Source organism: Castellaniella sp. (assembly GCF_004321985.1).
Taxonomy (GTDB): domain Bacteria; phylum Pseudomonadota; class Gammaproteobacteria; order Burkholderiales; family Burkholderiaceae_B; genus Castellaniella.
Map to the genome: position 1 here is coordinate 25,354 of NZ_SCQN01000041.1, position 13,285 is coordinate 38,638.

The window sequence follows — 13,285 nt, forward strand, 5'->3', positions numbered from 1 at the left end:
CGGCGGCCAGCATTCAAATGGGAAACAGCAGGTCTCCCACGCACCGTCGGATTCGCCGATCCACATTCGGACCAACCGACCGACGTGCCAGGCCAAGCTGTGCTGCCCCCGCAACGGTGTTCAATGCCTCGCATTGCCAGCCCGATACCAGCCTGCTTCAGCACCTGAAAAGTGCCTGGCTTCGCTTCGCCGACCCTGGCGGTATCGAGCGACTCCGGGCGTTCTGAACCACGGTGTGCGGGGACGCGCACCATACAGGACCTGATCATGCTCTCATCCGATCTGTGGCGCTGCCTGGCCACTGCACTTTGCATCTTCCCGCTGGCCGCCACGGCCCAGTCGAATTCCCCTCAGACCACCATTCCCACGCTGGCAGACATCGTGGTGACGGCCAGCCGCAGCCCGGAGCCACTGGCTGACGTCGTGGGGGACGTCACCGTCATTGGACCCAGACAGCTCCAGGCCGCGCAGGGCGAGAGCATCGCCCAAATCATCAGCCAGACCCCCGGTGTGCAGTTCACGACAAACGGCGGGCCGCAGACCAATACCGGCTTGTTCATCCGCGGGACGAGTTCCACCCAATCGCTGGTCCTGATCGACGGCATGCGAATCAATGGTTCCACGTTCGGCGGTGCCCTGCTCCAGGCCATCGATCCGTCTACCATCGAACGGATCGAAATCCTGCGAGGTGCCGCCAGCAGCCTGTACGGGTCGGACGCCATCGGTGGTGTCGTCAACATCATCACTAAAAAGGGGGACCAGGATCGACCGCTGTCGGCTTGGGCCAACGCAGGATACGGCAGCTACAACACGGCAAAGTCCAGCCTGGGGCTGTCGGGAGCCAGCCACGGCTGGGATTACAGCCTGTCCACGAGCGCCGCTCGCAGCCAGGGATTCAACGCCACGAGGCGACTGACCGAGGACAACCGCCCGAACTTCCTGTACGACCCGGACAAGGACGGGTATCGCAGCCACTCGGTCTCGGGCACTCTCGGGTATCAGTGGGCGGCGGGTCACCACATCGGTCTGACGGCCTATAACGGATACACCCGGGGTGACTACGACGCAGGACCGTCATTCCCGGACGCCCATGCGCTCTACCGGCAACAGGCCTATCGCCTGACCAGCACCGATCGCATCACCGACTGGTGGCAAAGCGAGCTCAGTTTCGGCTTCACGAAGGACAGCTACGATGATCGCGCCTACCAGAGCACGGCCAATTCGCTCAAGCGCACCTACAGCTGGACCCACACATTCACACCCATCAAGGACCAGCAGATCTCGCTGCTGCTGGAACGCCAGGAAGAGCGCATCCAGAGCAGCAACCAATATACGGCGAACACGCGTGACGATAACGCCGCTGCGCTGATCTACAAAGGCCGGTTCAACAGGCTGCACACCCAGGCAAGCGTACGCAGCGACAACTACACGGGTTACGGTAACCAGACCACCGGCAGTCTGGGGCTGGATTTCGATCTGACGGACGCCTGGCAGGTCGGCGTGGCGGGCAACACAGCATTCCGGGTGCCGACCTTCAACGATCTGTACTGGCCCTTTGAAGATTTCGGTCCATTCGGCTCATTTTCTGGAAACCCCAACCTGAAACCGGAAAGATCCAGGAATGTGGAAGCCCACATCCGCTATCAAACCGATGAAACCCGCGTAACGCTGACCGCCTACCGGAACAAGGTCGATGACCTGATCGTACCGAGCGTCTGCGACGCGGCCTTCAACTGCACGGCCATGAACGTCAACAGCGCCACGCTGCGCGGCGTGACCCTAGTCGGCTCGCACCACTTCGGCAACACGACGATCGGAGGCAGCATCGACCTCCTGGATCCACGCAACGATGACCCGGCGGTCGGCCAGGATTCCCAGCTCCCGCAACGCGCTCGCCAGGTATTCCATCTCAACGTGGAACAGCGCATCCAGGCGCTGAAGCTGGGCGCGGAATACCAGTACACCGGCAACCGGATCGACGCCTCGACGCAGGCCCGCCTGGGCGGCTACTCCCTGGTGAACCTGACGGCCGCATACGACTTCACCAAGACGCTGGGCGCACAGATCCGCTGGAATAATGTGCTCGGTAAGGACTACGTCCTGGTGGACGGATACAGCACGCCGGGATCGAACGTTTTCGTGAACCTGTCCTGGAAGATGTGATCCATGATCCGGCGCGGACTCGCCAGCTGGCTGCTGGCCGCCCTGTGCTTCGGGGCTGCCGCGGGCCACGCGGCCTGGGCGCAGCCCCCAGACCGCCCGCGAGTCATCACCTTGAGCCCGAGCGCTACCGAACTGGTCTACGCGGCAGGGGCCGGTGATGACCTGGTGGGCACGGACCGCAGCAGCGACTACCCGCCGGCGGTGAAGTCGCTTCCGCGCGTGGGCGACGTCATGCAGCTGAACGACGAAGCCATCCTGGCCCTGCATCCCACGCTGGTCGTAGGCTGGCAGCCGTCCGGCGATGTCGCAGCCCTGGCAGTACGGCTGGCCGGACTGAATGTCCCGCTGATCTACGCGAACCCGAAGAACCTGGATGAGATCCCGACGCTGATCCGCAGTCTGGGCGAACGCCTCGGAACCCGGGACGCGGCCGACGCGACGGCACAGCGCCTGGAACGCCGCATCAGCACACTACAGGCCCCACCCGGCCCGCTGCAGACCGTCTTCATCGAGGTCAGCCCGGATCCGCTGTATACGTTGGGCGATGATCCCATCATCAACGATCTGCTGGCCCGCTGCGGCGGCCGCAACCCCTACGCGGGATCCCGGATTGCAGCCCCCCAGGTGAGCACGGAGTCCGTCCTGCACCTGAATCCGAATGTGGTGATCATGTCGCCATTCGCTGGGGACACCCTGCAGACGCGCCGTGCCTGGTGGGCACGACGCGGCCTGCCAGCCGCGCGTGACGGCCGCTTCTACGCCATAGACCCCGACTGGCTGCACCGCCCCGGACCCCGGCTGGTGGACGCAGCCGAGGCGGTGTGCAAGGACCTCCGCAGCAGCCGCTGAACGGAATTCCGGGCTGAAGGCACATGGCGGCCTGCGCACAGCCAACCCGCGGGCCCGCACAACTTGTGAGCGGTACCGCCAAGCGATACCATCATGGACCTCCAGGTTCGAGGCAAGGATGCGAACGATGATCCCCAACACCCTCACGATTGCCGGCGTTGACCCTTCCGGGGGCGCCGGCATCCTGGCCGACATCAAGACCATGAGTGCGCTGGGCGCCTACGGCATGGCCATCATCGCCGCCCTCACCGCCCAGAACACCCAGGCCGTCACCCGGATCTGTCCGGTGCCACCCGATTTCATCGCCGCGCAGATCGATACGTTGTTCGCGGACGTGCGGGTGGATGCAGTCAAGATCGGCATGCTGGGCCAGGCCGGCGTCATCCGTACGGTGACCGACCGGTTGATGCACTGGAAACCCGCCCACCTGGTGCTGGACCCGGTCATGGTGGCCAAAAGCGGCGATCATCTGCTGGAACGCCAGGCGGTGGACGCGCTGCGTTCGGGCCTGGTTCCTCTGGCATCGATCATCACGCCCAACCTTCCCGAGGCTGGGGTACTGCTGAACCAAACGCCCGTCGACAATCCGAAGGATATGCGCCGGGCGGCGGAGCGCCTGCGCCGTCTCATGAACGACAACGGTGAGCGCTGGGTCTTCCTGAAGGGCGGACACCTGCCCGGAAACGATACGGTGGACGTGCTGCACGACGGCGACCGAATGATCGAACTGCCCGGCCGCCGCATCGAAACGCGCAACACGCACGGCACCGGCTGCACGCTGTCAGCGGCGCTGGCTGCACTTCTGCCACGCACGGGCGACGTGCCGGAAGCAGCCCGCCAGGCCAAAGCCTATCTGGAGCGCGCCATTGCGGCCTCCGGACAACTCCAGGTAGGGTCCGGCCACGGCCCGGTCCAGCACTTCCACGCATGGTGGCCCAGCGCCTGACAAGACACCCGCGTAGCCTATAATCTTCCCAACACAGACTCTCTGGCTTTCCACGACATGAACGTCAACGACATCGCCGAAACCGACCGTGCGCGCTTCAACATGGTGGAACAGCAGATTCGCACCTGGAGCGTCCATGACGCGCGGCTGCTGCAGGCGATCTTCGATACTCCGCGTGAGCGCTTCGTTCCGCCGCACCTGAGTGCGCTGGCATTCGCCGACACAGAGCTGCCACTCGTCATAGACGGGGTGGACACGCGTGAAACCATGCTCTCGCCCAAGGTCGAGGCCCGGCTCGCGGCGGAACTCCAGCTCGCGCCCACGGACTGCGTACTGGAGATCGGCACGGGTTCGGGCTACCAGGCCGCCCTGCTCTCGCGCCTGTCCCAGCAAGTGACCAGCATCGAATTCGAAAGCCGACTGTCGTCCTTCGCACGAGCCAATCTGGCGCGCAACCAGATTTCCAATGTCATCGTCGAAACGGGCGATGCGCACGCGGGGTGGGGGACTGCCGAATACGACGCCATTCTGGTGACGGGGTCGGTACCTGCCGTTCCCGATTCATTGAAATACCAGTTGGCAGTCGGCGGGCGGCTGGTGGTGATCGTGGGACGCAGCCCTATCATGACGGCATGCCGCATCACGCGCACCAGCGCTGCCAATTTCGAAATCGTGCAGATCTTCGATACCTATGTGAAGCCGCTACGCGGAACCTCCAAGTCGCGGTTCAAGTTCGAACCAGCGCCCGAGCCTGCCGGCATCAAGCAGGCCGCGAACCGCTGAATCACACGGCCCGGCATGCGCCCCGTCGGCGCATCCGGAACCTGCAAGAGACCCCCGCTCGCCAGTCACTTGGCCGAGCGGATTTTTTTCAGCAAATCGGTGGTGGAGCGCTGGTGCTCGAATGGAATTGCCACCGCGCGCCCACCCCAACCCAGCACTGCGGCGGTCTCGGGCAAGGTCCCCATGTCATAGTCGCCGCCCTTGACGATCACGTCGGGTTTCAGCGCCTGGATCAGCGCCAGCGGCGTGTCTTCCGCGAACCAGGTGACGACGTCCACGGACTCCAGCGCAGCCAGCATCGCCGCCCGGTCGCTCTGGCCGTTCAATGGCCGGTCACCCCCCTTCCCCAGCCGGCGCACGGAATCGTCCGTATTGACAGCCACGATCAGCGTCGCGCCCAGCTGGGCGGCACGGTCCAGATAAGTCACATGCCCGCGATGCAGGATATCGAAGACGCCATTCGTGAAAATCAGCGGCCTGGGGAAGCGACCTTCCAGCACCGCCTGCTCGCAAGCGACCCGGTCCAGAACCTTGGCCATGAAGCGTGGCGGCGTCATCAGAAGGTCAGCCCGCGCGTCAACGCCCACACCGCCACTCCCACCCCAACCGCCAGAATGCCGCAGAGCACCGCCACCAGCCGGTTCGACTGTTCCTGCGCGCGCCGCAGACGCTCGAGCTCGGCACGCATGGCCGGCCCCGGGTCCGGGTGGTTCAGTCGGGTATAGACCAGACGCGGGATCTGCGGCAAGATCTGGGCCCACTGGCCCGCTTCCTGATCCAGGCGCTCGCGCAACCCGCGCAGCCCCACCCGCCGGTGCATCCAGCGCTCGAGAAACGGTTTGGCGGTCTGCCACAGATCCAGCCTGGGATCCAGCTCGCGACCCATCCCCTCGACGTTCAGCAGAGTCTTCTGCAGCAGCACGAGTTGCGGCTGGATTTCGACATTGAACCGGCGCGAGGTCTGGAACAGGCGCAGCAGCACCTGTCCCAGCGAGATCTCCGCGAGCGGCCGATCGAAATAAGGCTCGCAGACCGCGCGCACGGCGCCTTCCAGCTCCTCTTCGCGTGTCGTGGCAGGGACCCATCCCGATTCGATGTGGAGCTGCGCCACGCGGCGGTAATCCCGCTGGAAGAAAGCCAGGAAGTTCTGCGCGAGATAGTTCTTGTCGAATTCCGACAACGACCCCACGATGCCGAAATCCAGCGCGATGTAGCGCCCCAGCGTCCGCGGATCGTCAGATACGAAGATATTGCCCGGATGCATGTCCGCGTGGAAGAACCCGTCGGTGAAGACCTGCATGAAGAAGATCTCGACCCCCTGGCGGGCCAGCAGCGGGATATCCACACCCAGTTCGCGCAAGCGCGGGATATGGCTGATGGGCACGCCATGCATGCGCTGCATGGTGAAGACCTGGCCGGAACAATATTCCCAGACGACCTCGGGCACTTCCAACAGATGCGCCCGCCCCGTGTCCGGCCCGAAATTGCGCCGAAGCTGGCTGCAGTTGGAAGCCTCACGCAGCAGGTCGAGTTCATCGTGCAGATACTTGTCGAATTCAGCCACGACTTCGCGCGGCTTGAGCCGGCGGCCATCGGGCACCAGGCGCTCGACCAGGCCAGCCAGCACGCGCAGCAGCATCAAGTCGCGCTCGATTGCTTCTCGCATGCCGGGCCGCAGAACCTTGACGGCGACCTCGCGGCCATCGTGCAACACCGCAAAGTGCACCTGAGCGATCGAGGCCGATGCCACCGGATCCCGGTCGAACTGAGCAAACAGCATCTGGGGGGCTGCGCCCAGCGCTTCCTCGATGATGGCGGCAGCCTGATCCGATGGAAACGGCGGTACACGATCCTGGAGCCGGGCCAGTTCATCAGCGATGTCCTTGGGCACCAGATCACGCCGCGTGGACAGCACCTGGCCGAATTTCACATAGATGGGTCCCAGGGTTTCCAGCGTCAGGCGCAGACGCTCACCGCGCGGCCGATGGGGCCTGCGCCCCAGACACACGACGCGCAGCAGGAAATGTGCCCAGGGGTGCTGGAGGCTGGAGAGCACCAACTCATCCAGCCGATAGCGCAGGCACACCCAAAGAATATGGACCAGCCGCAGGAAGATCAGCATGCCTGCTCCAGGCGGCGCAGTCTCAGCTCGAGCCCATCGAGGCGATCCGCCAGATGCTGGCGGCGCTGCGACCATGTCAGAAACTCCGGTGAACGCACGGCCAGACCCGACTCATCACCCAGGTACTCGCCCAGATTGTCGCGCGCCCGCGACAACGCCTGACGGGTGCCTGCTGCCAGATCACGCACGCCCGCGACCAAGCGGACCGCCAGCACATCGCCCACGACACGGGAGAGGTCGTCCTCGACGTCCCAGCGCAAGGTACCCGCCAGATCGGACACCAGTTGGGCAAAGCCCGCATCACCCTGAATCCGCGTCAATCCGACGACCCCGGACAGGCCCTGCTCATGCCAGACACCCGGCAGATCACGCAGGCGATCTGCCGGGACGGAGAGTGTCACATCCGGGATGATCGCCGCGTCGCAGGACTGCCACAAACCATCCGAGCCCACGGACGCCTGCAGGCTAAATGTTTCGCCTACCACAAGGCGCAGCGATTTCCCGGCATGGGCCGCCAGTCGCTCGCGGGCCCAGGTCTCGCGTTTCAGCAAGGCATTGAGCCCGCGTAGGAGCAGGCCCGCAGGAACGGGTGGAAAAAACGGAAGACGCATGATCATACGCAGGAGACGTCCGGCCCCGGCAAACGGAACCCGGGAAAGGTCCCAGTTTACCGGTTCCCGCGCATGAGAGTGCCAGCCTACTTGGGGTCGAGCTGCTGGATGCCGGCCAGGAGCCAGCCGGAATCCTGCGACTTGTAGAGGTTCCAGACCTCTTCCACGCGAATAGCGTCCGTACCCGCTGTCTCGCGGACCATGCCGGAATAGCGCACGCTTGCCAGATGCCCACCCGCTACGGTTTCGATGCCCAGGAGTTCGGCATTCAGGAGCAGGACCTCGGTCTGGTTGTGTTCGCCAGGCTGGGGCAGACGCGGGGTGATCTCGGCCAGCAGGTCATCGGTCATCAGCTCGCGCAGGCTGTCTCGCTGGCCCTGGTCCCACAATGACTGGACCCGGATGAACTGCTGCTTGGCCTGGGCCAGGAAAGTCGGAACGTCGAAGCCTTCCGGGATGAACCAGCTCGGGTCCTGCGGCCCCGACGGCACCGCCTCGATGACGGGAGCCACCCCGGCGGACGCCGCAGGTGCGGACGACCCGGCAAACCCGCCACCGGACGATGCGGACTCACGATAGCTGTTGGCACCCGACGAGGGCCCCGCAGCAGCCAGCGGGCGCTGGGCCCCGCGCAAACGACGCACCAGATACATGACCGCAAAAACCACCAACCCGATCAGCAGCGCGCTGGATAGGAACTCGAGAAATGCCCCCGAAAGCCCCAGACTGGACAACAGCGCCGCGATCCCCAGACCGGCGGCAATGCCGGCAATGGGGCCCAGCCAGCGCGACAGGCCCGACTTGGCGGCTGCACCCGCAGCAGCCTGGCCCGTCGTGGCCGCAGCCGGTGTCGCTGCGCGTGTCGTGGTCTGTGCAGCCGGTGGCGTGACCGCCTGCCGCTGCTTGATGACATTGGTGGACTGGCGACCCGCGCTCAGGCCACCGCCAAAGCGACGCGCATGGGCATCCTGGGTCACGGCCAGCATCATGAGTGCCGCCACGAGCAGCAGCATACCCAGCAACCAGCGAGGCAATCGAAGATTCATGGAGTCTCCTGTGGGCCCCGGGCATGCGACACGCCACCCGGCAGCAACCTTACATAAAGCTTAACGAACCTACAAATTACCATAAATCTTGTCCGCCACCAAGAAATTCCGTACGCAAATCAGGGGACGGCAAGCGCCGAGGATCCGCGCCGGTTGACGGGCGCTCCGCAAGGTTCGCCAGGCCGAAAAAGCCGCGATTGGGCGGCTCCCGGGACAGCGCGGCAGGGATTCAGTCCAGCCGCACCCCCTCGTGCAGTGCCACAACGCCCGCCGTCAGATTGAAGTACTGCACACGATCCAGGCCCACCGAACGCAGCATTTCGGCCAGGGTCTCCTGATCCGGATGCATGCGGATGGATTCCGCCAGATAGCGATAACTGTCTTCGTCCGAAGCAATGAAGCGCCCCATCCGGGGCAGGACATGAAACGAGTACCAGTCGTAGACCGGCGCCAGCATGGGCGCAACCCGCGAAAACTCAAGCACCAGCAGTTTCCCCCCAGGCTTGAGAACCCGGCGCATCTCGGCCAGAGCCCGGTCCTTGTGTGTCATGTTGCGCAGGCCAAAAGCCACCGACACACGATCAAAATACCTGTCCGGGAACGGCAGGCATTCCGCATCGCAGACGGCCACCGGCGTCACCAGCCCGCGATCCAGGAGGCGGTCACGCCCCACGCGTAGCATGGAGTCATTGATATCGGTCAGCCAGACCTCGCCCGCCGGCCCGGCCCGGTGCGCAAACGCGCGCGCCAGATCCCCGGTCCCGCCCGCGATGTCCAGCACTTTCATCCCCGGCCGCACCTGGGCCCGCCCAATGGTGAAGGCCTTCCAGATCCGGTGCAGCCCGCCGGACATCACGTCGTTCATCAGGTCATAACGCGAGGCAACCGAGTGGAAGACCTCGGCCACACGGTGAGCCTTGTCGGTCTCGCGTACCGTCTGAAAGCCAAAGTGAGTCTGCGGCTCCTGGCCGGCGCCATGGGAAGTATCGTTCATGATCCGCGTATCGTACTGCATTCCCCGTCGGGTAAATATGTAGGTGTGTAGGCCGCTGTACGCAGATGGTCATATCAATGCAACAATGGTCTCGTATCATGACCCGTTTCGCGTGCCCGTCTCAACGCCTATCGCAGCCATGCCGACCACAATCCTGATCATTGAAGACGAACCTGCCATTCAGGAGCTGCTGCGCGTGAACCTGCAACACGCCGGCTACACGGTGCAAGCCGCCGCGGATGCGGCCCAAGCACATGCGATCGTCGATCAGGCGTTGCCGGATCTGATCCTGCTGGACTGGATGCTGCCCGATACACCCGGCATCCGTCTAGCCAAGCAATTGCGCGGCACGGAGCGCACACGCGACATTCCGCTCATCATGCTGACGGCACGCGGCACCGAGCAGGACAAGGTGAACGGTCTGGAAGCCGGCGCCGACGACTACATCACCAAGCCCTTTTCCCTGCGTGAACTGCTGGCCCGGATCCGTTCGCTGCTGCGCCGGCGGGCCCCTCAGCTTGCAGATGACCTGATTCAGGCCGGTGCACTGGAACTGGATCCACAGGCCCATCGAATTACGGGCGCGGGTCGGCCGCTGCCCATGGGGCCCAGCGAATTCCGCCTGCTACACTTCCTCATGACACACGCGGAGCGTGTCTACAGCCGGGGACAGCTACTGGACCAGATCTGGGGCGACCACGTCTTCGTCGAGGAACGCACGGTGGACGTCCACATCCGGCGCCTGCGCAAGGCGCTGTCGCCTGCTGAGCTGGATCACTACATCCACACCGTCCGCGGCGCGGGGTACCGCTTCAGCACCACACAGGAACCATGATCAAGACCCTGATCACCATCGCACTCTGGGCACTGGGCGGCTGGCTGCTGGGCGCCTGGCTGGGGGCGACCACAGGCTGGGCGATCTTCGCGCTGGGGCTGCTGCTGATGGTGCTGGTCAGCGGCCTGCAGCTTTCCCGCGTCGCTCGCTGGGTGCACGACATCGACGAGCCGCCACCGCTATCGGTGGGTCCCTGGGACGAGGTCCTGGCGCCGATCTACCGCAAGCTCAAGCAGAACCGGCTGGATCTGCAGGAGCGCTCCCGAAACTTCCACCGGGCGCTGCTGGCAGCCGAGGCGCTGCCCGACGGCGCGCTGACGCTGGCGCCGGACAAGTCCCTGCTCTGGTGCAATCAGACAGCAGCAGGACACCTGGGCCTGAACCTGGACCAGGACCGGGGGCACAGCATCCTCAACGTGCTGCGCGCCCCCGAGTTTGCACGCTACGCCAATCAGGACACGTGGGACCGTCCGCTGATCCTTCACTTGGGACGGGGCCACCAGGCCCGGACCCTGATGCTGCATCTTGCGCCATATGGCACCGGGCAGTTTCTGATGGTGACACGCGACATCACGCAGATCGAGCGGCTGGAAAACATCCGGAAAGACTTCGTGGCCAACGTCTCGCACGAAATGCGCACGCCGCTCACGGTGCTGTCTGGTTTCGTCGAGACGCTGCTCGACATGCCGGCAGGCGCCCTCAGCGAGGAACAACAGCGCCATTATCTGGAACTGATGGCTCAGCAGGCCCACAACATGCAGGCGCTGGTGGCCGACCTGCTGACGCTGTCCTCACTGGAATCCACGCCCAACAGCGAAGGCGCCAGCGTTCACCTGGCCGCCCTGATCCGCACGGCACTCGACCAGGCCCGTGCGCTATCCGGCGGCCAGCACCGGTTCATCACGCATCTGGACGACGGCCTGGGAATCCTGGGCAAGGACACCGAACTGGCCTCGGCCATCAGCAACCTGCTCACCAACGCGGTGCGTTACACGCCGCCAGGCGGCGCCATCACGATCACATGGGAGCAGCAGCCGGACGGCAACGCGATCTACAGCGTGCAGGACACCGGCATCGGGATCGACAGCGACGATATCCCGCGCCTGACGGAGCGGTTCTTCCGCGTCAACCGCGGCCGTTCCCGGGAAACTGGCGGCACCGGCCTGGGGCTGGCAATCGCAAAGCACGTAGCGCTGCGCCACGACGCGCGGCTGGACATCAGCAGCACCCTGGGCGAAGGCAGCACCTTCTCCATCGTATTTCCAGCAACCCGCACTCGTCGCACGGACATCACCGAGCCTGATTCCTCGTCCAGGGCTGCCTGAAGCAGCGCGCGCCAGCGCTCGTCGCCGGCCTGGGTGGGCTACAGGAACAGCCGATAGGCGGGATTGTCCGTCTCGCTCCAGTACGGATACCCCAGCGTCGACAGGAACTCCTTGAAGATTTTCTTGTCCTCGGGCGGAACCTGGATGCCGACCAGAATGCGGCCGTAGTCGTCACCCTGATTGCGGTAATGGAAAAGGCTGATGTTCCATTCCGGGTTCATGGCCCCCAGAAACTTCATCAGCGCGCCTGGACGCTCCGGGAACTCGAAACGATACAGGACCTCGTGCTGAGCCAGGCCCGAATGACCGCCGACCATGTAGCGCAGGTGCGTCTTGGCCATCTCATTGCCCGTCAGGTCCAGCGTCGGAAAGCCTTCCTTGCGGAAGTGGTTGGCCAGCTTCTCGATCTCGGGTTCGGAGCGGATCTGCAGACCCACGTAAACATGGGCCGACTCGGAGTCCGAGATCCGGTAGTTGAATTCCGTCACCGAGCGGCTGCCGACGGCTTCGCACAGCCGCCGGAAGCTGCCGCGCTTCTCGGGCAGCGTGATGGCGAACAGTGCCTCGCGCGCTTCGCCCACGTCGGCGCGTTCGGCCACGAAGCGCAGGCGGTCGAAATTCATGTTGGCGCCGCATGTGATGACCACCAACGTCTTGCCCTTCCACTTTTGCTGGGCAGCGTAGCGTTTGGCACCCGCCAGAGCCAGGGCTCCGGCCGGTTCCAGCACGCTGCGAGTGTCCTGGAAGACATCCTTGATACCAGCACAGATGGCATCGGTATCCACCGTCACGAAATCATCGACGTACTCCTTCACCAGCCTGAAGGTCTCCTGACCGACCTGCTTGACGGCCGTCCCGTCGGAAAACAGCCCCACGTCCGCCAGCCTGAGCCGTCGGCCGGCCTTCACGCTGCGCACCATGGCATCCGAATCCACAGTCTGCACGCCAATCACCTGGATCTCCGGCCGCAGCTGCTTGATGTAGGCCGCCACGCCCGAAATCAGACCACCGCCGCCGATGGCCACGAACACCGCGTCGATGTCGCCTGGATGCTGGCGCAGGATCTCCATTCCGATCGTACCCTGTCCCGCGATCACATCGGGGTCATCGAACGGGTGAACGAAGGTCAGTCCATCGCGCGCCTGCATCTCGGCAGCGTGTTCTGCGGCATCCGTGAAACTGTCGCCAAACAGCACCACTTCCCCACCCAGAGCCCGCACGGCATCGATCTTGACCTGCGGAGTCGTGACCGGCATCACGATGACTGCCCGGCACTTCAGGCGGTTGGCCGACAGGGCGACGCCTTGCGCATGGTTGCCCGCCGATGCCGCGATCACGCCGCGCTTGAGTTCCTCAGGCGTGAGGTGCGCCATCTTGTTGTAGGCCCCGCGCAGCTTGAAGCTGAATACGGGCTGCGTGTCTTCGCGCTTGAGCAGCACCGTATTGCCGATGCGCTTGGAAATTCGGGGGGCCAGATCCAGTGGGGTTTCGTGAGCAACGTCATAGACTTTGGACGTCAGGATGCGCTTCAGATAATCGTCGGACATGGCAGCCGCAGCTACAGGAGTGAACGGAAGTCAAAAAGCATATCACAGCGCCCGCGGGCAACGC

The 13,285-nt window shown here is 64.3% G+C and carries 11 protein-coding genes and 1 pseudogene; 6 read left to right on the forward strand and 6 right to left on the reverse strand.

Annotated features, from left to right (window positions below):
* The first annotated feature begins 267 nt into the window (after positions 1–267).
* The 4 genes from EPN31_RS08585 to EPN31_RS08600 all read left to right on the forward strand — a co-directional run bounded on the left by EPN31_RS08585 (position 268) and on the right by EPN31_RS08600 (position 4,741).
* Positions 268–2,163, forward strand: coding sequence for a TonB-dependent receptor (locus tag EPN31_RS08585; RefSeq protein WP_291771967.1), 1,896 nt, complete (start codon positions 268–270; stop codon positions 2,161–2,163).
* A gap of 3 nt (positions 2,164–2,166) precedes the next feature.
* Positions 2,167–3,012, forward strand: a complete 846-nt coding sequence (locus EPN31_RS08590; protein ID WP_291771970.1) for a cobalamin-binding protein — start codon at positions 2,167–2,169, stop codon at positions 3,010–3,012.
* Positions 3,013–3,139: 127 nt separating this feature from the next.
* Positions 3,140–3,958, forward strand: a complete 819-nt coding sequence (gene thiD / locus EPN31_RS08595) for a bifunctional hydroxymethylpyrimidine kinase/phosphomethylpyrimidine kinase (RefSeq protein WP_291771972.1) — start codon at positions 3,140–3,142, stop codon at positions 3,956–3,958.
* 57 nt (positions 3,959–4,015) lie between these two features.
* Complete coding sequence (locus EPN31_RS08600) at positions 4,016–4,741, forward strand: protein-L-isoaspartate O-methyltransferase (RefSeq protein ID WP_291771974.1); 726 nt, start codon at positions 4,016–4,018, stop codon at positions 4,739–4,741.
* 65 nt (positions 4,742–4,806) lie between these two features.
* Here EPN31_RS08600 and EPN31_RS08605 read toward each other — a convergent pair whose 3' ends face one another.
* The 5 genes from EPN31_RS08605 to ubiE all read right to left on the reverse strand — a co-directional run bounded on the left by EPN31_RS08605 (position 4,807) and on the right by ubiE (position 9,514).
* Complete coding sequence (locus tag EPN31_RS08605; RefSeq protein ID WP_291771976.1) at positions 4,807–5,298, reverse strand: adenylyltransferase/cytidyltransferase family protein; 492 nt, start codon at positions 5,296–5,298, stop codon at positions 4,807–4,809.
* Positions 5,298–6,863 (reverse strand): ubiquinone biosynthesis regulatory protein kinase UbiB, encoded by a 1,566-nt coding sequence (gene ubiB, locus EPN31_RS08610; RefSeq protein WP_291771978.1) that lies wholly within the window; start codon positions 6,861–6,863, stop codon positions 5,298–5,300. The genes EPN31_RS08605 and ubiB overlap by 1 nt, the downstream gene beginning before the upstream one ends.
* Entirely contained in the window at positions 6,857–7,474 is a 618-nt protein-coding gene (locus EPN31_RS08615) for a hypothetical protein (protein ID WP_291771980.1), read from the reverse strand. The genes ubiB and EPN31_RS08615 overlap by 7 nt, the downstream gene beginning before the upstream one ends.
* Before the next feature lie 86 nt (positions 7,475–7,560).
* The gene (locus tag EPN31_RS08620; protein WP_291771983.1) at positions 7,561–8,520 is read right to left on the reverse strand and encodes a TIM44-like domain-containing protein; all 960 of its coding nucleotides are present in this window, start codon (positions 8,518–8,520) and stop codon (positions 7,561–7,563) included.
* A 229-nt stretch (positions 8,521–8,749) separates the two neighbouring features.
* Entirely contained in the window at positions 8,750–9,514 is a 765-nt protein-coding gene (ubiE, locus tag EPN31_RS08625) for a bifunctional demethylmenaquinone methyltransferase/2-methoxy-6-polyprenyl-1,4-benzoquinol methylase UbiE (RefSeq protein ID WP_291771986.1), read from the reverse strand.
* A 139-nt stretch (positions 9,515–9,653) separates the two neighbouring features.
* Between ubiE and phoB the strand changes: the two genes are divergently transcribed.
* Complete coding sequence (gene phoB, locus EPN31_RS08630) at positions 9,654–10,349, forward strand: phosphate regulon transcriptional regulator PhoB (protein WP_291771990.1); 696 nt, start codon at positions 9,654–9,656, stop codon at positions 10,347–10,349.
* Positions 10,346–11,674, forward strand: coding sequence for a phosphate regulon sensor histidine kinase PhoR (gene phoR, locus EPN31_RS08635; RefSeq protein ID WP_291771993.1), 1,329 nt, complete (start codon positions 10,346–10,348; stop codon positions 11,672–11,674). The genes phoB and phoR overlap by 4 nt, the downstream gene beginning before the upstream one ends.
* A gap of 38 nt (positions 11,675–11,712) precedes the next feature.
* Here phoR and ilvA read toward each other — a convergent pair.
* Positions 11,713–13,242: pseudogene (ilvA, locus tag EPN31_RS08640) on the reverse strand (threonine ammonia-lyase, biosynthetic); the annotation flags it as partial.
* Positions 13,243–13,285: the final 43 nt, after the last annotated feature.

Coding starts and splice junctions, on each gene's coding strand:
- EPN31_RS08585 (WP_291771967.1), top strand. CDS start 268: ATGCTCTCATCCGATCTGTGGCGCTGCCTGGCCACTGCACTTTGCATC.
- EPN31_RS08590 (WP_291771970.1), top strand. CDS start 2,167: ATGATCCGGCGCGGACTCGCCAGCTGGCTGCTGGCCGCCCTGTGCTTC.
- thiD (WP_291771972.1), top strand. CDS start 3,140: ATGATCCCCAACACCCTCACGATTGCCGGCGTTGACCCTTCCGGGGGC.
- EPN31_RS08600 (WP_291771974.1), top strand. CDS start 4,016: ATGAACGTCAACGACATCGCCGAAACCGACCGTGCGCGCTTCAACATG.
- EPN31_RS08605 (WP_291771976.1), bottom strand. CDS start 5,298: ATGACGCCGCCACGCTTCATGGCCAAGGTTCTGGACCGGGTCGCTTGC.
- ubiB (WP_291771978.1), bottom strand. CDS start 6,863: ATGCTGATCTTCCTGCGGCTGGTCCATATTCTTTGGGTGTGCCTGCGC.
- EPN31_RS08615 (WP_291771980.1), bottom strand. CDS start 7,474: ATGCGTCTTCCGTTTTTTCCACCCGTTCCTGCGGGCCTGCTCCTACGC.
- EPN31_RS08620 (WP_291771983.1), bottom strand. CDS start 8,520: ATGAATCTTCGATTGCCTCGCTGGTTGCTGGGTATGCTGCTGCTCGTG.
- ubiE (WP_291771986.1), bottom strand. CDS start 9,514: ATGAACGATACTTCCCATGGCGCCGGCCAGGAGCCGCAGACTCACTTT.
- phoB (WP_291771990.1), top strand. CDS start 9,654: ATGCCGACCACAATCCTGATCATTGAAGACGAACCTGCCATTCAGGAG.
- phoR (WP_291771993.1), top strand. CDS start 10,346: ATGATCAAGACCCTGATCACCATCGCACTCTGGGCACTGGGCGGCTGG.